The organism is Bradyrhizobium sp. USDA 4369 (assembly GCF_054056435.1).
Genome location: NZ_JBSRYH010000002.1, coordinates 200,378 through 221,689, shown reverse-complemented (window position 1 = coordinate 221,689; position 21,312 = coordinate 200,378). Strand labels below are relative to the sequence as shown.

Annotated in this window: 13 protein-coding genes and 3 pseudogenes; 7 read left to right on the top strand and 9 right to left on the bottom strand. The window is 59.5% G+C overall.

All coding sequences use genetic code 11. The annotated features are described in order from the left end of the window. Positions 1-261: 261 nt before the first annotated feature. From ACVIJ6_RS39015 to ACVIJ6_RS39005, 3 genes and pseudogenes are all read right to left on the bottom strand, one after another. A complete protein-coding gene (locus ACVIJ6_RS39015; protein WP_250173145.1) occupies positions 262-2,706 on the bottom strand; it encodes a patatin-like protein in 2,445 nt (814 codons plus the stop codon). Between the two features lie 518 nt (positions 2,707-3,224). Beyond that, entirely contained in the window at positions 3,225-4,493 is a 1,269-nt protein-coding gene (locus tag ACVIJ6_RS39010; protein WP_250173146.1) for a type II restriction endonuclease, read from the bottom strand. Between the two features lie 425 nt (positions 4,494-4,918). Next, a pseudogene (locus tag ACVIJ6_RS39005) lies at positions 4,919-7,326 on the bottom strand (heavy metal translocating P-type ATPase). Positions 7,327-7,380: 54 nt separating this feature from the next. Here ACVIJ6_RS39005 and ACVIJ6_RS39000 point away from each other — a divergent pair. From ACVIJ6_RS39000 to ACVIJ6_RS38985, 4 genes and pseudogenes are all read left to right on the top strand, one after another. Continuing rightward, a pseudogene (locus ACVIJ6_RS39000) lies at positions 7,381-7,655 on the top strand (metal-sensitive transcriptional regulator). Positions 7,656-8,291: 636 nt separating this feature from the next. Next, positions 8,292-8,546: a DUF2933 domain-containing protein gene (locus ACVIJ6_RS38995; RefSeq protein WP_028133086.1), complete on the top strand. Its 255-nt coding sequence runs from the start codon at positions 8,292-8,294 to the stop codon at positions 8,544-8,546. Further along, positions 8,543-9,223 carry a methyltransferase family protein gene (locus tag ACVIJ6_RS38990; RefSeq protein ID WP_028133085.1) on the top strand — a complete coding sequence of 227 codons (681 nt, stop codon included), beginning with the start codon at positions 8,543-8,545 and terminating at the stop codon, positions 9,221-9,223. Before ACVIJ6_RS38995 ends, ACVIJ6_RS38990 begins: the two co-directional genes overlap by 4 nt. Before the next feature lie 22 nt (positions 9,224-9,245). After that, the gene (locus ACVIJ6_RS38985; protein ID WP_028133084.1) at positions 9,246-9,683 is read left to right on the top strand and encodes a c-type cytochrome; all 438 of its coding nucleotides are present in this window, start codon (positions 9,246-9,248) and stop codon (positions 9,681-9,683) included. 94 nt (positions 9,684-9,777) lie between these two features. On the opposite strand, the gene ACVIJ6_RS38980 is transcribed toward ACVIJ6_RS38985, so the two are convergent. The 4 genes from ACVIJ6_RS38980 to glgA form a co-directional block, all read right to left on the bottom strand. Then, positions 9,778-10,563 (bottom strand): copper resistance protein B, encoded by a 786-nt coding sequence (locus tag ACVIJ6_RS38980; RefSeq protein ID WP_456777209.1) that lies wholly within the window; start codon positions 10,561-10,563, stop codon positions 9,778-9,780. A 9-nt stretch (positions 10,564-10,572) separates the two neighbouring features. Continuing rightward, on the bottom strand, positions 10,573-12,636 hold the full coding sequence (locus ACVIJ6_RS38975) for a copper resistance system multicopper oxidase (RefSeq protein ID WP_456777208.1): 2,064 nt from the start codon (positions 12,634-12,636) through the stop codon (positions 10,573-10,575). Between the two features lie 274 nt (positions 12,637-12,910). Next, complete coding sequence (locus tag ACVIJ6_RS38970; RefSeq protein WP_456777207.1) at positions 12,911-13,150, bottom strand: hypothetical protein; 240 nt, start codon at positions 13,148-13,150, stop codon at positions 12,911-12,913. 129 nt (positions 13,151-13,279) lie between these two features. Next, positions 13,280-14,881 (bottom strand): glycogen synthase GlgA, encoded by a 1,602-nt coding sequence (gene glgA / locus ACVIJ6_RS38965; RefSeq protein WP_245269304.1) that lies wholly within the window; start codon positions 14,879-14,881, stop codon positions 13,280-13,282. Between the two features lie 122 nt (positions 14,882-15,003). Between glgA and ACVIJ6_RS38960 the strand changes: the two genes are divergently transcribed. The 3 genes and pseudogenes from ACVIJ6_RS38960 (at position 15,004) to petA (ending at position 16,821) form a co-directional block, all read left to right on the top strand. Then, positions 15,004-15,768, top strand: coding sequence for a Spy/CpxP family protein refolding chaperone (locus ACVIJ6_RS38960; RefSeq protein WP_245269303.1), 765 nt, complete (start codon positions 15,004-15,006; stop codon positions 15,766-15,768). Between the two features lie 319 nt (positions 15,769-16,087). Beyond that, positions 16,088-16,186, top strand: a pseudogene (locus tag ACVIJ6_RS38955) (Hsp20/alpha crystallin family protein); the annotation flags it as partial. Between the two features lie 107 nt (positions 16,187-16,293). After that, positions 16,294-16,821 (top strand): ubiquinol-cytochrome c reductase iron-sulfur subunit, encoded by a 528-nt coding sequence (gene petA / locus ACVIJ6_RS38950; RefSeq protein ID WP_028133079.1) that lies wholly within the window; start codon positions 16,294-16,296, stop codon positions 16,819-16,821. Between the two features lie 344 nt (positions 16,822-17,165). On the opposite strand, the gene ACVIJ6_RS38945 is transcribed toward petA, so the two are convergent. Both ACVIJ6_RS38945 and ACVIJ6_RS38940 read right to left on the bottom strand, forming a co-directional pair. Further along, positions 17,166-18,428: a tetratricopeptide repeat protein gene (locus ACVIJ6_RS38945; RefSeq protein ID WP_456777206.1), complete on the bottom strand. Its 1,263-nt coding sequence runs from the start codon at positions 18,426-18,428 to the stop codon at positions 17,166-17,168. A gap of 88 nt (positions 18,429-18,516) precedes the next feature. Then, a complete protein-coding gene (locus tag ACVIJ6_RS38940) occupies positions 18,517-21,042 on the bottom strand; it encodes a glycoside hydrolase family 15 protein (RefSeq protein WP_250173148.1) in 2,526 nt (841 codons plus the stop codon). Positions 21,043-21,312 lie beyond the last annotated feature (270 nt).

The following is a 21,312-nucleotide window of genomic DNA, read 5'->3' as shown; positions in this document are numbered from 1 at the left end:
TGTGACAGCGGCTCCCGCAACCGCTTTCGTTATATCAACTCACCATCTCGGTCTAACCGCCCGGGGCGGACTTTTTTTTAAGGATAGGGGGTTGACGACGGTCAGCTCGGCCAAGTTTGGCATTGCCAAGTCCAATCGGCACATGAGATCGTCGAGTCCAAGTCGGTCCATTTTTGCATCGCGAACGCTGATAGTGCGAGTTTCATTGAGCATCTCATATCGCAGTCAACCATCCCGCATCATTGGATCGTTGGGTTCGTCTCAGGTGAGCGCAGCCCTTAGTTCAGCAATCAGTTTCCCGCACGCGGGTAGGTGGCGTTCCTCCACATCCAAAATACAGAGAAATCCTCGCTTCTTGGTTGCCGCTATGGCAGCTGGAGTTTGAGAGTCCGGACCGGCCGCCTCGGAAACAATATCGATCAGACGGTCCATGGCATGCAGGCGGCCGAGTAGGTAATCGTTCTCACGGTAAGCCCGCGACAGGAACGCTGCAGATTGACTAAAGCCAGTTCCCCTTAGCCGGAATGTACCAAGTCTGTTGATGCCGACAGCGTCCTGTGCGGCGATGCGATCAATCCGGATCTCATTGAACTCCCCAACTTCGCGCCACGGCATGACCGGAAACGTCACAATATCCCAGAAGGGAAACCCGAGGTAATTCACCAGGACCTCATGCGCTGCACGCGGTGGCCACCGCTCGGTTTCGGCAAGGAGAACGTCGAGGTCCGAGGTAGTGGATTTGAGGTCCACGTCCGAGCCCAAGTGCTCGATGAGGAGATCAATCCGATCCTTATGTCGCGTCACAAACGACTGCGCAAATTTGGATATCTCTTTGACTTCAGCCGGAGATGGACCTGCCCGAAAGATGTCTTCGACCAGATTGCGCGTGGTCGCGCTGACGCTGGCTTCCGTCTCTCTCCGCTCCAGCGCCTCGGCACACTCGTAATACTTACGTTTCAAGCGGTCGACGCTGGCGGCGTCTAGCCCATCGAACTCTTGTGAACCGAGCATTTGGGAAAGGCGATTTTGACCTTCAATCAAAAACCGTAGCCTGCGCTTTCGATAACTTATGTCAAATGTAAGCAAAAACGCGATCCACTTCGGGATGATCTCACCGCCTGTAACTCCACGCACAGACGAACTGTCTGCGGGCTCGTATATTACACCAGCGCGGATCGCCCAGGCGTCTATGATCTCCGTGATCGACCGTGCAAACGGCGATTCCATACGAACGCCGCGTATCTCCATTATCATTCGGCTGATGAAATCTCGCACCGAGGCGAGCTTCAGACGCACATAGGCATCGTATGCGAAGCCCGCGTCGCGAGCGGCCCTCTCGTTTGCCTGCTCGCGCCAACCGCGAATCTGAGCCGCGCTGTCCGACCCCTCGCAGTCGAAGGCCTCGACTTCCTCCACAACTCGCCGGATATGAGGACGAGCGCTATCCACGATCGATCTGAGCCGCCGCACTTGTTCGTTGAAGTCGGCTATCCAGCCAAGCTCGTCGGTTACAGGTTGGGACAACGGAATCTCGGACATCGCGCCTTTCAATGTCGAGAAAAACCCCGGCAGGCCGTGATGGGCAGCTAAGCCCGTTGGTGTGGGATTGGGATCAACGTAAACGACCCGTCGATCTACCTCACGATAAGCGGCGCGGCCTCGGATGGCGCTGACCGCCTGGCGAAACGGATGGCTGCTCAAGACGCTGCCATCGATGAAGGGCACGGACGCAGCGTCAACATTCATCTGCGCATAATTTTCGAAGTTTCTGACCATAAAATCCGCGCGGTGCGGCCAAATAATAGAGCGGTCTCTGAGTAGCTGATCGACCTCCAGAATGCGCGCCGGCGGGAAGGCTCCTGGAATTGATGATGTTGCGCGCGCGGCGAAAGCTAGTGCGGGCGCATTCGTCATGTCAAAATCGCTCTTGATAGCTCCGCTTGCGCTCCGCCGATATTTGAAATGAAGCTGGTGACGGTGATCGCGCTCATGGATGATCGGCGGACTGTGAATCGGCATGCTTCGTTGATGACCGTTGAAATCAGTCAAGGTCACGAATAAGTCGAGACCCTGACCTGGAGGAAGCAGAGACGACGTCTCCTCCCGTGGCCTTCCCATCGCCGCCACCGCGTCGTACATCAGAGCCGTCATCTTCGGACCATCAAACGGCGGTTCGAACCAGCGAGACCGCATGAACAGCGACAGCTTGGAACGCACCTCCGGGTCTCTAACGAGCCCCTTTCCAATTAGACCCGCTGCCCAGAAAAGCGGCCGAAGAACCCATTTGCTGAATCTACTTGCCTTTGCTTCGGATGCCAGGAGTTCAGTTATATCGGCATTCTCAAGCCAGAGGTCGCGCAATCTCCCCAGGGGCAGGTCATGGCTCAGTGCACGTGCCAGCATGACCCCGTTGATTCCCCCCGCAGAGGCACCAGCAACTATGTCAACCACGACTCGCAGGTCGACCGTTCGACCGACGTCGCGCAGAAGGTCGAAATAGATCCTTTCGGTATCAAATTCGGGGTCGGAGGCATCGCGGACATCTGCGAATGCGACGCTCGAGCGCTTCTTCCGGTTGGCAACGGAATGAAGAGCGCTCGAAGCCCTGGCGAGCTTCAGAACCTCCTTGGTGATCCCATGCATATAGATAGCGAGCGAGGCACCGCCAAAGCAAACAAGCGCTATGCGGAGTTCTTTTTCGCGCAAACTCTTTTCCGATCTTGAAAGTATCGATACCCTTCACAATAGCTGCCTAGCGACACAGAGGTAAGGTTTTTTCCACAACTGGCGCACACTTAAGCCTTGCGTCGGGAAATCCGGGGCAGCTCTTAACCGACTTTCGTCGGCAACATCCTCCCGGGCAGGCACGAATGCGGCTCGCAATCCTACACTGGCCGTCGCGCCATGAAACTTGCCCCCTCAGGAGTCATGAGGAATTGCCCCTCATTGGACAGCCGACGAGCGAATTGACGATGAAACGAATCACGGAAGGCTCGTCGGGCGCCGAATGAGGTGGCAGAGATGTTACGGCGGAGAGCGAGCTGGGGTCTGAAGCGGATTGCGCCATAGCTGGCAGAGGAGCTCATTTGGGCGAGATTCAGCCGGCCCTTAACAAGGTCCATCTCTCGAACAGGCTGGCGCTCGTCAACCGGATGGTGATCGCTTGAGTGGTTTAGCCCGGGACGTCCGGGAGCCGATCGGATCGCGATTGGGGCCGGTGCCGGTCAAAGTATGCGCGAAATCGCCTGAATGCCTTTCATTCCGCTCCCGAACCGCGCGATTGCCTCCCTGTGCCTTTCAAACTCGCCGTAAGGCAAGAAGCGTACCTGCAAATCCGCTACGCGACTGAAAGCGGGGCGGCGAAGTTGTGCCCGAACCTCCTCTTCACGCGCATCGGGGGCAACCAGAAAGAGACCGCCCGTCGCGTGCAGGTCGCTGCTTAAGGCGAGATCCAGCATGCGAACGATCCCCGAGTAGATAGAGGTCGTGTGTTCGACCTCGAAAGCGGCCGTCACGCGCGTGCCATCCGAGTTGATCCAAAGGACGTCGATGAGTCGGATCGAGTCCGCCCCCGACAAGCTTTCGATCGACGGCGAAAGGCACTCCAGGCAGCCAGCGGCCAGCATGCCACCATTGTGGGTGCGCCCACGATCGTTTGAGGCAACCCAGACCTTGTAGCCGAGCGCTAGCCCCAAATCCCTGAGCCACGCCTGAATTTCCGTGTGCGTGCGATCGCCTTCTCGGGCGGCGGCGATCGATCCCTGTAGTCTCTTGGCTGTATCCCGTGCCTTCGACAATTCTGCGAACCACGCATCGCGCGCCGCATCTCCTTCGGCCACCGGCGGCGCGGAGTAACGTCCCATACCGATATCGAAGAGGAAGCCCGCGATTGCCCCGAGATCGTTCGACAGGAGATCGCGGTGGGTCTGGTTCAGCCGCAACATGCCGGCTCGCATCGCCAGATACTGATCCCAGCGTCCGAGCTTGACCTTCGAACCGGTGACAGCATTGAAGCCATTGACGATGGCGGTGTTGAACGGCGACATCAGGGTAGGGTGCAGGAAGTAAAGCAGATTTGCGACCGCCGGACCGAGCCCTTTGATGGCCAACCGATCGATTGTCTCGATTCCCTCGATCAACTCCTGTTCGGTGCTGCAACACGAGCAGTGATGGAGCAGTCGACCGAAGGCCCGCTGGTTCTGCGCATCCTCATAGATATCCGGAATGCGCAGCTTAGGCTTCCAAAGGAAGGCATGATCGGCGCCTTTGAATATTTGCCGCTGCTCCGCAATGGAGCCTACGATCGTTTCCAGCGAGGAGCCCCTGTAGACGTTGCCGAAAGTTCCGGCCTCGATCTCCTCGACCACCTGCGCAATGCCCCGCCGGATCGATCGAAAATTCTTGAGTCGCTCGTCCCAGAGAAACCAACTTCGATAGGTTGATTCCGGATCATCACGCCAACGTTCAATCAATACGCGCAGGAGATCAGCCACCCCACTCTCCCTTGGACATTTCTTGCCTGTCTAAGTCGATCACCAATCAATTCGCGAATAGACAAGATCATCGGTGGGCTTAGGCCTTGTCAAGTCGCCTCCGCTGCCTGGCTCTTTGATTGCCCGGTGCTCACCAACTCTAAGAGGAACAATGCCGACGGGAACGATGTCAATCAGCGCTTCGGAGCCGCCGTGATTGCCCTACCGTATGATTGTTTTCTGATTGTCTGGTTCGTGCTCGCGCTGGCATCTACGGCCTATGTGCCTACGACCAGTTCGCGGGGAATCCCGGCCCGACAGTTATGAAGTGGGGCTTATCCTGGTCACGCTCTACATGGGCCGCTCGGGTTCTTGCTGTACGTCCTCGCCGACAAAGATCCACGGAACGAGACTTTCTTCGAGCAAACTTGCAGGGCTGGCTAGTTTCAGATTCGGACAGTTCGTAGTCGCAGCGCATTGCCCACCACGCTGACCGAGGAGAGCGCCATCGCGGCCGCGGCGACGATCGGTGTCAGCAGAAGACCGAACGTCGGGTAGAGCACCCCGGCTGCGATCGGAATTCCCGCCGCGTTGTAGACGAAGGCGAAGAACAGGTTCTGGCGGATGTTGCGCATCGTGGCGCGCGAGAGACGCCGTGCACGCACAATCCCGTTCAGATCGCCCTTCAGGAGCGTCACTCCTGCGCTCTCCATCGCCACGTCCGTCCCTGTGCCCATCGCCACTCCGACTTCGGCGGCGGCCAGCGCCGGCGCGTCGTTCACCCCGTCTCCGGCCATGGCGACCTTCCGGCCTTCCTTCTGTAGCCTGGCGACGACTGCGCTCTTCTGATCCGGCAGGACTTCAGCTTCGACGTCGCCGATGCCCAGCCTGCGTGCGACCGCCTGAGCCGTGGTGCGGTTATCGCCGGTGAGCATGATGACCCTGACGCCTTCGGCCCCAAGGTCCCGCAGCGCCTCCGGCGTGGACTGCTTAACCGGGTCGGCGATGGCGAGGATGCCGGCGAGCTTGCCGTCCACGGCCATGTTGATGACGGTGGCGCCTTCGCCGCGCTGACGCTCGGCTTCGGCTTCTATGGCGGAAGTATCCACTCCCTGCGAGCGCATGAAGCTGGCGTTACCGAGCAGAACTTTCTTGCCATTGACAGCTCCCAGCGCGCCCTTTCCGACGGGCGAGTCGAAGTCCTGGACGTCAGTTATCTGGATGCCTCGCTCCTTCGCTTCGTTCACGATCGCGTCCGCAAGTGGGTGCTCGCTCGCGCGTTCCACGCTGGCCGCGAGCTGCAGCACTTCGGCCTCCGAGTAGTTGCCAGCGGGCACGATAGCCACGACCTTCGGCTTGCCCTCCGTGAGGGTGCCTGTCTTGTCCACCACGATGGTGTCGATGCGCTCCATGCGCTCCAGCGCTTCGGCGTTCTTGATCAGGACGCCCATGTGAGCGCCGCGCCCGACACCGACCATGATCGACATCGGAGTGGCCAAACCGAGAGCACAGGGGCAGGCGATGATTAGGACGCTGACTGCGGCGACGAGGCCGAAGGCGAAGCGGGCTCCGGACCGTAGACCGCCCAGGCGGCAAAGGCCGCGATAGCAACGACGATGACGGCCGGGACGAACCAGCCTGCAACCTGGTCGGCCAAGCGCTGGATGGGAGCGCGGGAGCGCTGGGCCTGCGCAACCATCTGAACGATCTGAGACAGCATGGTGTCGCTGCCGACCTTTTCGGCGCGCATGACGAAGCCGCCGGAACGATTCAGCGTGCCGGCGATCACCTTGCCGCCGACCTCCTTGGTGACGGGCATCGATTCGCCGGTAACCATCGACTCGTCGAGCGAGGATCTGCCTTCGACGATCTCACCGTCGACCGGCACCTTCTCGCCCGGCCGCACGCGAAGGCGATCACCTGGCTGCAACACCGCAATCTGGACCTCCTCCTCGTCCATGCCGTCAGAGCGAATACGACGGGCTGTCCTCGGCGCGAGGTCGAGAAGAGCCTTGATCGCGCCTGAAGTCGCTTCGCGGGCCCGCAGTTCGAGCACCTGGCCAAGCAGGACCAGCACGGTAATGACCGCAGCCGCCTCGAAGTAGACGGCTACCGCTCCATCCTGCCCTCTGAACGTGGCCGGAAAGACACCCGGGACAACGGTGGCGGCGACGCTGTAGACCCACGCGACCCCGATGCCCATCGCGATCAGCGTGAACATGTTCAGATTGCGTGTCAGGACCGATTGCCAGCCGCGCACGAAGAACGGCCAGCCCGCCCAAAGCACCGCCGGCGTTGCAAGGACCAACTGGATCCAGTTGGAAAGCGTCTGATCGATCCAGCCATGGCCGCCGATGAGGTGACCGCCCATCTCAAGGATTACAACAGGGACCGAGAGGGCGAGGCCCACCCAAAAGCGCCGGGTCATGTCGATCAGCTCGGGGTTCGGACCGGTTTCCGCGTTTGCCAGCTCGGGTTCGAGCGCCATGCCGCAGATAGGGCAGTTGCCCGGCCCGAACTGGCGTATCTGCGGATGCATCGGGCATGTGTAGATTGTGCCTTCCGGCGCGTCGGGAGGGGTCGCTTGCTGCGTCTCGCGGTGAACGTACGTCGCCGGATCTTCCGCGAATTTCGCCCGGCAGCGCTCCGAACAGAAGTAGAAGGTCTGTCCGTCGTGCTCGATCTTGTGACGAGCCGTGGCGGGATCGACCAACATCCCGCAGACAGGATCCACGGTCGTGCCTTGCGCTGGATCGTGACGATGGTGATCTGCGGCCTCCTGGGAGGTGGAGTGAGACTGTCCGCAGCAGCTTCCGCGCGCTTTTTCCAAACCTGAGGCGTCCTGCTCAAACATCATCATCTACTCCATCTCTTGCGGAATGTACCCGTGGGGGGGTACGTACGGCTCATGATGAACGACATCAAGGCTTCTTGTCAGAAACGCCTGAACCGCATCGAAGGCCAAGTTCACGGGCTCGCGAAAGATGGTCGACGAGGACAGATACTGCATCGATATCGTTACCCAGATCTCAGCCGTGCGTTCCTCGCTTCGTCGTGTAGAAGAAGAAATCCTGAAGGATCACGTCGCCCACTGCGTGGAACACGCCATCCGCAGCGGCGACAAGCCGATCAGCGCCGAAGATCGCGGAACTGATGGAAGTCGTCGGCCGGGCGGATAGGTAAACGAGCGACGGTCACGAATGCTTGATCCCGGATCAAAGACGCCCATCGGACCTGGACTATGTTATTTAATGAAATACCTGCCGCCGCAGTGGGATCCGCAGGCCGCGAATGCCGCTAGACAAGCAACTCGGTTGGTTCCTGCCATTTTGGCATTCGTGGATCGCCTCCTTGGGCGAAAAGCTGCCGGTCGGCGCGTTGAGTTGGAGCCGGGTTATGTTCAAGCACACAGTCAGAACTCTGTTGCTGGCACTGCCATTGGCAACAGCAACGGCAAGTGCTTACGCAGGTGTTACCATTTCGGATAGGCGGTATTGGCCAAACGAGGCGAGGCAGAGCGCGCATGAGCTGTCGGTTCCGCAGGACGGCGGGAGTTCTGCGTTCGCTTTAATTCCTATGGCGCCGCCGGGCTACTCCTTCGCGCCATCTCCGAGCAGGCGGGTCTGGAGATATCAACGAGCCAGAAATTCCCGATGATGTAGCTGCATGTTCGACGCGAGGCGGGCGACCGGAAACTCTCTTTTCGGGACAACGGAAGCCCGTAGGTGGGCGGATCGTTCCTCTCGGTTCGCGCCTTTGATATCGATCAAGACTTCCGCTGCAGCATACTGTTTACTGTTTACGTAGCAGGAGTTTACGATGTCGCTGCAGGAGCGTTCCGATCACCAGGCACAGCCGCCGAAGGGTTTGTCACTTCAATCGCGCGCCGGACTGGTTGTGATCGGATTTTTGATCGTCGCAGGTGTCCTGCTGTTCACCGAACACCGCGCACACGTGCTCGGGCTTCTGATTTGGCTCCCCTTGCTGGCTTGTCCGCTGATGCACGTTTTCGTGCACGGTGGGCACGGCCATGACGGCACTGACAGTCAGCAGGACAATCGGAGAGCGTCATGAACGAGGCCACGCCTGCCTACGGCCTATGGAGCCTTGTGATCGTCAATTCGGCGATCTTCATCTTCTTTGCTTACACGTTCTTCAAACCACGGACACCTCGGGATTGTCGCTCATTCAGCGCATTCAGCGCGTTTCTGGTGGCACTGTTCGCGGAAATGTATGGATTCCCGCTGACCATCTACTTCCTGTCCGGCTGGCTGCAGTCGCGGTTTCCCGACGTGGATTGGTTTTCGCACGATGCGGGTCACCTCCTGGAAATGATGTTTGGCTGGAAGGCCAATCCGCACGCCGGTCCATTTCACATCTTAAGCTTCGTCTTCATCGGCGGCGGCTTCATCCTGATTTCTGCAGCGTGGAAGGTCCTTTATGATGTGCAGCAATCGCGGTCGCTCGCAACGACGGGACCCTACAGCTATGTCCGGCACCCGCAGTATGTCGGCTTCATCATGGTCATGTGCGGCTTCCTGTTGCAGTGGCCGACGATCCTCACGCTCGCTATGTTTCCGGTCTTGACAATGATGTATGTCAAGCTTGCGTGGGCCGAAGAGCAGGATGCCAGAGCGGCATTTGGCGAGGCATACGCAAGATATGCGGCCAAGGTGCCCGGATTCATTCCGAAGCTCAGCCGCATCCTGGGCCAATCGGCTGGCGGTTTTCCGCCACGGCTGATAAAATAATCCGAGAGAGCCAGATCAAGTCATGAAGCAAGTCCGGTATGGCAATATCAAATTTGCCCTCGGCGCGGCAATGCTCGTCGCAGCAGTGGCTGTGTTGTGGATGATGTCCTCCGCCGGACCGCCGCGATCTGTTAAGGTGGAGGTCACCGAGCCCGAGCTGTCCGCATTGGCCACAAAGGGCAAACCCTTATTCGAGGCCAATTGTGCAACTTGTCATGGAATGAGGGCCTCGGGGACGGAGAAGGGTCCACCCCTTGTTCATGACATCTACAATCCCGGGCACCATGCGGATCCCGCATTTTTTTCGGCAGCCAAGTTCGGCGTGAGGCAGCATCACTGGCCCTATGGAAACATGCCGCCGCAACCCCAGGTCCGTGAGGATCAGGTGGCGGCCATCGTGCGATACGTTCGAGAGCTCCAGATCGCAAACGGCATCAAATATCGGTCGCATCACATGTAAGGCACCAGCTGCAGGTTCGATTTCAAGTGACCAAGTCGAAGAGAGCCGGTTGAAGCTTCGGGATTTCTACAAGCTGTCCTGGTTCGATCTTGCTTTACCACAATACGCGAACGCCGCCCGCAACAAACAGGCTGCCGACAGCCTCTCCGTTGGCCCTCGCAATACCGGCTGTTTCTCCGAGCTTGCGGTCCCATACGACGCCGATATAGGGGGCGACGTTGCGAGTAACTTCATAGCGTAGCCGAGCACCCAGCTCGACATCGGTGAATCCACTGCCGAGATTGAGATCGGAGACGCGCTGCGCCTGCAGCTTGAGGTCTATGCGAGGCTGCAGAATAAGCCTGTTGGTAATCAGAACATCGTGAAAGGCGGTGAGCGCGGCTGAGACCTCGCCCTTCTGGCTGATGTAGAGGTCGGCGTCGATCTCGATGAAGAATGGGACCAATCCTTCGACACCTATGGTGGCATAGGTGCGGTTGGACTTGGCCGAAAAGTCCTGGCGAATGCCGAATTGTGCATCAAAATAATAGCTGATGAGGCGCGAATAGAGTAGCTGCACCTGTCCTTCTTCGAGCTTTCTCGTTTTGCCGTCATAGAAGCCTTCCGACTTCAGGAAGAACTTGTCGTAGTCCCCCCCGACGAAGGCTTCCATGTCCCATCGGGCGTTCGACCCGGGCCCGTTCCATTCCAGCTTGTCGAACCGCATGCTGCCGAATGGCTGCTGATCTGGGAACATTGGCTGATAGTAGGGGACGGGTGGGACGCTCAGGTCAGAATAGTTCGGCTTTAGCGAGTTGGTTGATGACTGCGCTGAGGCGATCGACAGCGTCGCAAGAATAAGACCTCCGCTTGCGACCAAGGTGGAAAGCAATTTTTGCATTCCGTCCTCCTATTTTGCGGCCGAGGCCGTCTCGCGCACGACCTCGATCTTGCGCATCATGCCGGTTTCCATGTGGTAGAGCTGATGACAGTGGAAGGCCCAAGGCCCTTCGGCATCGGCCGGAACATCGACGTCGACAGTCGCGCCTGGCTTGATGTTGACCGTGTGCTTTTTTGGGCTTCGCGCGCCATTGCCGACGTCAGGCAGAAACCAGGTGCCGTGAATATGCATCGGGTGGTTCATCATGGTTTCGTTGATGAACCGGAATCGGACACGCTCGCCGTAGCGCAGCACGATGGGCTGTGCCTCGCTGAACTTGCGGCCGTTAATCGACCAGAAGTAGCGCTGCATGTTTCCGGTGAGACGGATTTCGATGATACGGTCGTAGCGCTTGTATGGGTAGGGATCGATCGCCTTGAGATCGCGATAGGAAAGAACTCTGGTGCCTGGAGGCGCGCCGGTATCGTTGGTCAGTGGATCGGGGTCCATGTTGACCGAGGTGACCGGGACGCTGGCCATGTCCTCGCCGCCGCGCAAGGCATCGGCCTGCGGCCCAGTCTGAAGCCCAGTAGATGGCATCGACGCTGGCGACATCCGAGATCTTCGGCTTGCGCCCTGCGAACCGCCTTTCATCGCTCCATGATCCATTCCCGACATTTGTGCCAGCGCCTCGCTGGTACTTTGCGTAGGCGCTGAACTCATTCCGGGCATCTTGCCGTGGTCCATGCCCGGCACGGTTGGCGATTTCGCTGGCTTGCTGGGCTTGGATCGCGGGGCGCTCGCCGCGTGGCCAGTGTGCTGGGCGCTACCGGAGCTCGTCGGGACGCCCTTCGGCATTCCTTTCATTCCTTGCATGCCGCTCATCCCGCCACCGGAGGACATGCCCCCCATGCCAATTTCCATAGCGACAGGATCTTCCGGTGCGACATGGCCTGGCAAATCCTGCTCGGGCTGCCGCGTGCCGCGATCCTGTCCTTTGGGTCCCAAATTCATGCCCATCTCGGCCATGGACACCAGGGGCCTAAGCCGGTGCGGCGGCAGGCCGCCGATCATGCCGGGGCGCGGCGCCAGGGTGGCCCGCGCGAACCCGGTGCGGTCCATCGGTTCGCCCACGATGGTGTAAGCACGGTCTTCCGTCGGCTGGACGATCACGTCGTAAGTTTCGGCATTGCCGAAGCGAAACTCATCGACGCGCACGGGTTCGACGTTGTTTCCGTCGGCGGCGACCACTGTCATCTTCAGGCCGGGAATGCGGACGTCGAAGTAGGTCATCGCCGAGGCATTGATGAAGCGCAAACGGATGCGTTCGCCGGGGCGGAACAGCGCCGTGAAATTCTGCTCGGGCGTTCGGCCGTTGACCAGGAACGTATAGGCCGACACGTCCGAGATGTCGGTCGGATCCATTCGCATCATGGACCAGGCGATGCGGTCGTTGAGGATAGTTTTGCGCGCCTGCTCGTCCGGCGCCTGCGAAAGCTCCTGGAACAGACTGACCAGAGTGCGCCGGTTGAAATTGTACCAGCTGCTATCGATCTTCAAGTTATGGATCACGCGACTGGCCTCGTCGGTCCAATCCGACATCATGATGATGTAGTCACGGTCGTACCGGTAAGGGTCCGGCTGCCGAGGCTCGATAATGATCGGCGCGTAAATCCCGAGTTGCTCCTGCTCGCCGGAGGAGTGGCTATGGTACCAGTACGTTCCCGATTGTTTCACCTTGAAGCGATAGGTGAATGTCGTCCCCGGCTGGATGCCATTGCCGTAACCGGGCGAGATGCCGGGCACGCCATCCATCTCCGGCGGAACGATTAAGCCATGCCAATGAATGGATGCGGGTTCGTCGAGCTGGTTCGTTACATTGATCGTGACATTCTCGCCCTCCTTGAAACGCAGCAGCGGTCCTGGCAGCTGACCATTGATCAACATCGCCGCGGCCGGACGGCCGGTAATGTTTACCGCGCGACGCTCAAGGACCAGATTGTAGGTCCCAGCCCTCGCCTGCACGCCCGATATCGTGAGAATGACGCCTAGCAGGAATAGGCGAAGCGGCAAGCGATGAAGCAACGACTGCATGGGGGTCTCCCGGAAACTCGGAGCGGTTCGTATCCTTCTCCAGACTTGCACACCCGGTTCGTTGTACAAGCTGCGCGGATTAATATTCCGACACTGTGACCAGCGCGCCATACTTCAGGCTGAGGTCATGGCTAATTCATAGATGTGTGCCGAAGCATTGCAAGCACATCTGCGTCAACCCGCAATGGCTCGAAGCGCGAGGGCATCGGCCGAACGCTTTCCGCCAGCATCTGCGGCGCAAGCTTTTTTGGCCACTTCCTAGACGGCATCCAGCCTACGACACGAGCGGAGAGCAGAACTTTAGCCCGTCCTCAAGTTCGATTTCCGGCGGCCTCTCGGATTGCGGTCGCGAGACGACGTAGGCGGGCTTCTGGGTCGGATTTTCGACGCAGAGGACCTCGACCGAACGCCCTTTCTGGTACACCTGCCAGTTGGCCTTGTACGTGGTCTCTGGCGCGATCAGGACGCAGATCGCTTGTCCAAGCGCGCAAAGCTGCGGCAATGCGGGCCCCATTTTCCCTCCCATGTTTCCGCCGACGAGACGGCGGTTCGCTTGAACGTTGATGATAGTATTGGAACTCGCGGCGATTCTTGTTTTTTCTCCAGACTTGCACACTCTTATGGTTTGGCCCGCGTACCGACTTCACGCCGCGGTCAGGGTTGAATCATAGATGCTTGCATAATCCGCTGCGGCATCATTCCAGCCGGTGGGGCGCGCCATCGCGGCCCTGCGCATCGTGCGCAGACGCGAAGGTGAATGATAAACGTCGAGAGAGCGGTAGATCGCTCCGAGGAGGCCGCCGAGCGAGAACTCACGGAACAACAGACCGGTGACACCGTCTTGAATGGTATCGGCAAGCCCGCCGGTTCGATGTGCAACAGGCAATGAGCCGAAACGTTGCGCGTACATCTGGGTCAATCCGCATGGTTCAAAGCGCGAGGGCATCAGCAGAAAATCGCTTCCCGCCAGCATCTGACGCGCGGTCGTTTCCTCGTATCCGATCTTGATGCCGACCTTGCCGGGATGTTGCTTGGCCATCTGGCAAAGTGACTGTTCGAGTTCGCTTTCGCCTCTGCCGGTGACGACAATCTGACCGCCCTGTCGCACGATCGTTTCAATGGCTTCGATTGCAATGTCCAGGCCTTTCTGATGGACCAATCGCGAGACGATCGCAAACAGCGGGCCCCGCGACACCGCCAAGCCGAACGTTCTCCTTAGCGCTTGCGCGTTGGCGGCCTTTCCCTTCCAGTCATCCGGACTGAACGGTCGCGCCAGGTGCGGATCCGTCAGAGGGTCCCAGCTTTCGTCGATGCCGTTGATGATACCGGTCAAGCGCCCCTGATCGAGCTTTCCTCTGAGCAGCCCGTGCAAGCCGCAGCCATGCTCGGGTGTCACGATTTCCCGCGCATAGGTGGAACTCACGGTCGTAATGTGCGATGCGTAAAAAATCCCCGCTTTGAGGAAGGAAATGTCACCACAGAACTCGACCCCATTGATGTCGAATGCTGCGTGGGGAATGCCGAGCCGATCTAAGCGATGCCGCGCAAACAAGCCGCGATGCGCAAGATTGTGGATGGTCAGCACGCTCGGTATCGATCGGCCGCTCCAGGCCAGGTAGGCGGGCGCCAGCGCCGAGGTCCAGTCATTGAGATGCAGCAGGTCCGGTATCCAATTTGGATCACCTGTGCCGGACGCGATCTGTGCAGCGGCAAGACCGAGCCTGGCAAAACGAAGATCATTGTCCGTCCAGTCAATGCCCGTTGCGTCTCCATAGGGACCGCCGTCGCGCTCGAAAAGCTGCGGACAGAGCAGCACATAGACGGCAAGATGGTCGTCCGTGGTGCTGCGCGCAAGATCGCAGGCCGGGACGCCGCCGCGGGAAGGCAAATGACCGACGATTTCGACTGCCCGAAGTTGGCTCACGACATCGCTATACCCTGGGAGCAAGACGCGCACATCGCACTTATTTCGGAGCGTGCGGGGCAGCGCGGCGGATACTTCGCCAAGGCCGCCCACTTTTACGTAGTCGGCAAATTCGGAGGTGACGAACAGAATTTTCGGGCAACTGCGTGGAACCTGGTCGGCGCCGAGCGCAGCCCCACTTCCGGGTTTGATCGGCCGCTTATGCCGAGCCGAATCATGCGCCTTCCGCCGGTCTCCCATTCCGCTTCCCCCTTTGATGCCAAGGACCAACCATTCGATAGACGCTCGAACAGCGAAATCATTACAAGCCTCGGCGGCCATTTGTCGTTGAAGTGCCGTCACCTATTTGGAGGTTGTCACGCATTTGACCGCAGACTTTGTTTTAGATCAAACGTCTTTCACCAAGAGACAGCAACATGACGTGAGTATCAGGAGGACCAGACATGAGCCTTAGCCGTCGAAACAACCTGCTATCTGTCCCGACAATGTCGTACCGGGTCGCCGCAGTCGCCCTCATGGGCGTGCTGTCATCGCAGCTAGTCGTAACCTCTGTGCTCGCGGCATCACCGTCCGTTCGCATGGCGATGATGGACGACAAGGAAATGGGCTCGATGGGAGGCCAATCCAACAATTCGATGTCCGGCATGGGCGGAATGTCGGGAAGCCCGTCAGGGGGTATGGGGGGAATGTCCGGCGCTTCGTCCAGCGGCATGGGCGGCGGTTGCTGCATGGGATCGATGGGACAGGCGCCCGGATCTGGGTCGTCCAGTGCATCGGGCATGTTAATGCAAACCAGCCTACCGGGATTTCCCGGCTCATCTCATATTTATCACGTGGGTGCGACGGGATTTTACCTCGAATATGCCGACAAGCTCGGCCTTTCTACCCAGCAGAGGACCAGCCTCAACGAAATCAAGCAGCGCGCCCTCGTCGACCAGTCAAATCAGCAGCGGAAGATCGACGAAGCAGAGCAGGCCCTCTGGTTGCAAACGGCAGCAGACCAGCCAGATGCCACGTCGGTCGAGGCCAAAATCCGCGAGATCGAAAAGTTGAGGGCGGATCAAAGACTGAACTTCATTCGCAACGTGGGCGATGCCGCCAAAGTCCTGACCGACGATCAGCGCAAGATGGTGCTGGGAATGGCGCCGATGCCAGGCTCAGCGGCCGCACCTGCATCGGCGCCGAAGTCGATGAATATGGGTAAATAGACGATCGACAGCAATGGTAGGCGTTCAATGAAATCCAAGGAGGCTGAGCCGCTGTTTAGATGTGGTCTTTCAGGAGGATGTTTATCTGGTCTCTCCTCGGAACACTGAAGCGCCGTAACCTCAGCTTCCTGCAGAAGCATTGCCATACTCGCCTAGCCGGCAACAAGTGGCAGGAGCCGCGTGATGGCGTACCGTTGGTCAGAGACAAACCGGCACATCCGGCGGAACGTTGACACACCAATTGCCGCGAGAAGTTCCCTTCGAGTTGGAGGAGGCGTTCGATCTATAGTCGCGCTACTCTCCCCGACGCGGATATAGCTCGTTCGAACGGTTTATTAACATGCCAGTCGGCATCGACCTCGACAAGGTCGAGGCGCAGTTCGCGAACGGCGTGCTGACCGTTGAGCTAGTGACGTGACGTCCGAGAATGTGACAACACACAAAGAGATCCCGATCGAGGACAGATACGCAGAACGAGGCCATCGGGCCAGACACTGGCGCCTCGAACGACACGAGAGTCAAAACATGACCACTGACAGTCTGGCCGAGCCAACACGCCGCGACTTCCTTTATGTTGCGACCGGGGCGGCTGCAGCTGTAGGCGCGGCGGCCGCTATGTGGCCTCTGATCAGCCAAATGAACCCCGATGCGTCAACGATTGCGGCGGCTGTTCCCATTGAAATCGATCTCGCGCCCATTGCCGAAGGCCAGATCATCAAAGTCTTCTGGCGCGGCAAGCCAATATTCGTGCGGCACCGCACCGCTAAGGAGATCGAGGAGGCGCGCGCCATCGATCCGCGAACACTGCCCGATCCGCAAAGTGATGCCGATCGCGTGAAAAGCGGCCACGAACAATGGCTTGTTGTGGTCGGCATTTGCACGCATCTTGGTTGCATTCCGCTCGGCCACCAAGGCCAATATGACGGCTGGTTCTGCCCGTGCCACGGCTCCGTCTACGACACCTCTGGCCGCGTACGACGCGGTCCCGCGCCTGCCAATCTGTATTTGCCGCCCTACGAGTTCCTCTCCGAGGCGCGGATCCGCATCGGCTAACGCAATCCAATGGTTCCTGGCCGGCCAAGCAGGGCAAGCCGCGCGACAGCCCGCAAATGGCGTGCTCGGCGAAGTCGCCGAACTTGATTCACGTCGGCTCAATGCGGATCACGGTTTCGGTGCCGCGCTAAGATGCATGCGTGGAGGACATCGATCTGCGCACCCGCGTCAACTCGTTGGCACTCGCGATTTCATCGCGTTAGTTGCCCAGCAGAATGATACTGCGGATCCCGACCAGAAACGATGTCGCAAGAGTTCGTGCGACGGCGCCGATACCCGTGGTACGCTACTCTTCACGGAATCCCTGGTGTGCACCGTGCTTGTTGCAGATAACGACCAACGCTTCAGTGCTGCGCCAAGCGGATCTCCGCCCGTGCGGAGCCGTAGACAAGGGCAAAAGAGCGGCAGCGCGAAACAACTCCCTTCATGATGTCCAAAGCCTCGTTTGTAGCGCCTCGGTGGATACCATAGTCGGCGACATAAAACTGAGCCTCGCAAAGCCGCCGCTCGGAGTCATGCTCAGCACCTTCTTGGGCCTTTGCGAGCATGTCCGTCGGCATCAGTGCTCCCAGATACAGGTCGAGCACCGCGCCAGGCCACACGTCACGTTTCACTCTTGCGGCGTTGGTGGCGAACTCATCGTCGTCAATGGATTTTGCATGAAGCCGTGCGATGTGCAGCCAGATCGCAGCGTTGCCATCGGTCGGCCGCAGCCGCACCGCCACCTGGAGATCGTTGATTGCGTCCGCGGTATTTTCCAGAAACAGGCGGGCGCGGCCACGTCCAAAATACAGCGCGGGATTGCCGGGATCGATCTGCAAGGCCTCCTCGAACTCGGCAAGCGCGTCGCTGTAGCGGGCCTCAACCAGATAGGCATTGGCACGGGCGTCATGATATCGCGCGTTGCGCGGCGCGAGCTTGAGGGCGGCGTTGAGGTCGGAAAGAGCTCTTTCGAAATTCCCATTCGCCAGATACAGCGCCCCGCGACTGGCGAAAGCATCCGCGAACGAGGGACGAAGCTCGATCGCCTTGTCAAAATCCGCCATTGCGCGTGCGAAATCGTGCTTAACCGTGTAAGCGCCCGCCCGATCAAAGTAGGCCTTGTCGAAATCCGGACGCAGCGCGATCGCTTGGCCGTAGTTCTCAATTGCGAGCTCGAGCCTGCCCGTTTGAGCGTAGAGGTTGCCGAGATTCAGAAGCACGCTCGCATCGTTCGGGGCAAGCTGATGGGCTAGCTGCAAATCCGTGAAGGCCTCTCCGTATCGCCGCTCCGCGGCCCAGATCACGGCGCGATAGACGTAGCCGCCAGGAAAATCAGGTAGCAGCGCGACCACCCCGTCCAGATCGGTGAGGGCGGCCTCTGTCATCCCGAGTTGCTGATAGGCGGCGCCACGGCCGAACAGCAGCAGGCCGCGTTGCTTTTTCGAAAGTTGCTCGTCCTTCATGGCCTGATTGAACAGGCCGATCGCCATCAGGAACTGACCGCGATCTTTGGCCTCAAAGGCGGCTCGCGCGACCTCCGAAGTGTCGGGCGCAGAAGCAGCTGCTGTCATTGCGAAGGCAAGCGCGGCGCAAACAACAGAAAGTGTTCGAATACAGCGATACATGATGATCTCCAGCCGAAGGAGATGGGAAGGAATTCTTCTACCATGGCTATCCCACCCGCTATCGGGAGTTTGGCATGGCTGAACGCCCTCACATATTCTCGCGAGCAGATACCACCTCGATGCGATGGTCGATCCGTTCCCAACCACCCTCCTGCCAACGGATGGTGAAATCGATACTTTCACCCTTGTTCATCCGGCCAGTGTCGAGTTCCGCCACCCAGAAGCCGAGACTGCTATCGAGTGCTTCGAGGTCCGAGACCTCACGCCAGCCATTGACGCCCCAGTGCACCATACCCGCCCGAGGCAGCGCAATGACCAGACGGCAGCCAGCGATGATCGACCGGATTTGCGCGTGGGGCCACCAGAAGGCGTAAGCGGATGTCTTCTTCCTTCCCCCGTAGCGATTCCAGACGGCCTCCGGTCGGTCGAATGGCCGGCCGTGGTTGCGGGAGACGGCAAGCTTGACAAATTCGGCATGCGCCCATGCGAGCGGCATGGCCGATCCGGTGGGGCGGCCGGGATGCAATCGCCGCTCCTGGATTGGTGACGCATCCCAGACCTGTTCAGGGATCATACCGCCGGGGCTGGCTGATGCGGCCATCGTCTCAAGCATCGGCAAGGGATCTTCGTCGGCGCTTAAGGCATAATGGCCCCGCTCCCCTGCGAGAAGCGGCCAGGGCCGGCCTCTGCCGGCCCCATCATACGGCCGGCCATCATCGTGCTCGCCGTAGCCATCGCCATTATAGCGGTGCCAGAACGAACCGGAGGGGGTTTCGACTTTTAGGAGCCGGTCCATCACCTTGATCGTATCCAGGATCAGTGGATCAGATGCGTCCCTGAGGCCATAGCGGACCAGGCGCAAGAAATCCGTGCTGACTTGTTCGCTCGCCCGCATTCGCATCCCATCGCTTCGGTTGCGAATGGGCACGTGCTCATCGAGCGCGGTCTGGCCTTCGGAAAGTACTGATGGCGGCGACGTGCGAATATAATAGCCGGCAATGGCGAACTGTTTTGCCAGATCGGTGCCGCACGCGGTGAGCCAGTCTTCCAGATGGGCGTTCCAGAAGTCTGCGAGCGCCGTGGCCCAGTGGCGCGCCATAGGCTCGAGCAGCGAGCCGCCTGCGACAAGCGCCGCGATGCAGGTGGCAAGGGTGAACGCGTTCAGTCCGCTATTTTCTTCCCAACGGTCCTGATCGGTCGAGGGGCCAACCCGGGCGATATAGCCGAGCGCGCGACGGATCATGTCGTGGGGCTCTGTTCCCCCCAAGGCATCCCGGTCGGCGAGCAGAGCGGCCAAAAGAACCGGATAGGCCGCTTCGTCGAGTTGGACCCCGCGCCAATAGGGTTCGCCACCCAACCATTGGTTTTGCTGCCAGTGTCCTTCCACATTTTGTGTTGCGATCAGGTAGCGTAGGGTGTTGCGCGCTTCCGCCTCCCCTCCGAAGGCAAGCAGCGCCGTGGCGCACTCGACGAGGTCGCGAGGCCAAACCAAATGATAACCGCTTCGCTCGTTACCCGTGTCGCCCCAGGGCACGCTCAGGCTTGCCACCATCGCGCCCGGATAGGTCTTATCGAGGTGTGTGCGCAAAACCATCACGGATGTAACAAACTGATCCTGCAAATGAGCCGGAGCGCCCGCCGGTCGGGCGCAACATTCAGCGCAGCTGCGGTGCCAGGCGCTCCAATCGGCGATTTGCGAGTCCAAAACGCTATCGAACGGCTGCATCAGTGATGACACGGCCAGTGTCGCGGCCGCACCTTGGCTGCTTGCGAAGGCCAAAGCGAGCACGCTGAATGGCTGCAGCTCCGCCAACAGCGCGACGTTGCCGGGACCGGCAGCCGGGTACTCCCATGCCATCCTGCCGTTGCCGGCGAAGTCCTGCCAGCCGTCGCTGGCGCCGACATAACCCGCGCTCGCCCTCGTGACGGCGTCCTGCTGGTGCTCGTCGACGGCGGCAAGGGCCATCGCAAACGGCGCCCGTTCCGCCGACAGAAAACGCCGTCCGCGATGCTCGGCGATGACAGCGCGATTGCTGTAGCCGGTGGCGCCGAGATGGGGGGCAACCAGCACATAGATTCGCAACGCCGGATCGTCACTCTCAAGGCGACATTCGATCAAAAGCACATCGCGCAGCGGGTCGGGCGTGATTCGAAGCCGCAAGCTGAACCGCGAATGGGAATGGGTGATTTCATAGGCGGGAACGCCTGGTGCGACCGATCGCAGCTGATATTGACCGATCCGCTTGACCTCGATCCAAAATCCCCGGTCGTCGGCTACGATGAAGCCGAGGTCCCGAATCTGCGGAATGTCGATCCTCGGCCAATAGACTTCGTTGATGATGCCGTAACCTGCCGTGAACCAAAGCCGGGCGGGCCCGAGCGAGCAGCCGACCACGTCTTTTGAGCTGCTCGTCCAGGTCGGAAGTATCCCCGGCGCGCCCGGCGCATCGAAATACGGGGCCGGTTCCCAGTGGTTGGTCCGGCGCCGCGGAGCTGTTGAAATCGCCGCTTCCTTCGCAAGCGCGTCCAGGTGATCTCGAGCAGTTATCACGGCTTGATGCTTGGATTGACACTCTGGCAAAGGAGGGCAAAGGTTCCGTTCACAATGTTGCATTGCATGAGCTCGATGATCGGATGAACTTATAACAGTTTGTCGAACATCCGGCTTGTCAAGTATGATGCAGGTCAATCACGGCGACCCAATCCGGTTCATTATGACCATGACGCATTGCAGGTGTAGGAGCCGGGGCTTTGCCAATTCCTGAAACCTCTGCAGGAAAGGGGGCGATTCGTGGCCCGCAACATCCTGGACGCAGCCGGCGGCTTGTGCAGGAGGATAGGGTGCGCGGGGTGACTTCAAATCCCGCCATCTTCCAAAGGGAAA

Excerpts from the sequence above, each read along its gene's own strand:
- ACVIJ6_RS38995 (WP_028133086.1), top strand. The coding sequence starts at position 8,292 with ATGTCGCTGCAGGAGCGTTCCGATCACCAGGCACAGCCGCCGAAGGGT.
- ACVIJ6_RS38990 (WP_028133085.1), top strand. The coding sequence starts at position 8,543 with ATGAACGAGGCCACGCCTGCCTACGGCCTATGGAGCCTTGTGATCGTC.
- ACVIJ6_RS38985 (WP_028133084.1), top strand. The coding sequence starts at position 9,246 with ATGAAGCAAGTCCGGTATGGCAATATCAAATTTGCCCTCGGCGCGGCA.
- ACVIJ6_RS38980 (WP_456777209.1), bottom strand. The coding sequence starts at position 10,563 with ATGCAAAAATTGCTTTCCACCTTGGTCGCAAGCGGAGGTCTTATTCTT.
- ACVIJ6_RS38975 (WP_456777208.1), bottom strand. The coding sequence starts at position 12,636 with ATGCAGTCGTTGCTTCATCGCTTGCCGCTTCGCCTATTCCTGCTAGGC.
- ACVIJ6_RS38970 (WP_456777207.1), bottom strand. The coding sequence starts at position 13,150 with ATGGGGCCCGCATTGCCGCAGCTTTGCGCGCTTGGACAAGCGATCTGC.
- glgA (WP_245269304.1), bottom strand. The coding sequence starts at position 14,881 with ATGGCCGCCGAGGCTTGTAATGATTTCGCTGTTCGAGCGTCTATCGAA.
- ACVIJ6_RS38960 (WP_245269303.1), top strand. The coding sequence starts at position 15,004 with ATGAGCCTTAGCCGTCGAAACAACCTGCTATCTGTCCCGACAATGTCG.
- petA (WP_028133079.1), top strand. The coding sequence starts at position 16,294 with ATGACCACTGACAGTCTGGCCGAGCCAACACGCCGCGACTTCCTTTAT.
- ACVIJ6_RS38945 (WP_456777206.1), bottom strand. The coding sequence starts at position 18,428 with ATGTATCGCTGTATTCGAACACTTTCTGTTGTTTGCGCCGCGCTTGCC.
- ACVIJ6_RS38940 (WP_250173148.1), bottom strand. The coding sequence starts at position 21,042 with ATGCAACATTGTGAACGGAACCTTTGCCCTCCTTTGCCAGAGTGTCAA.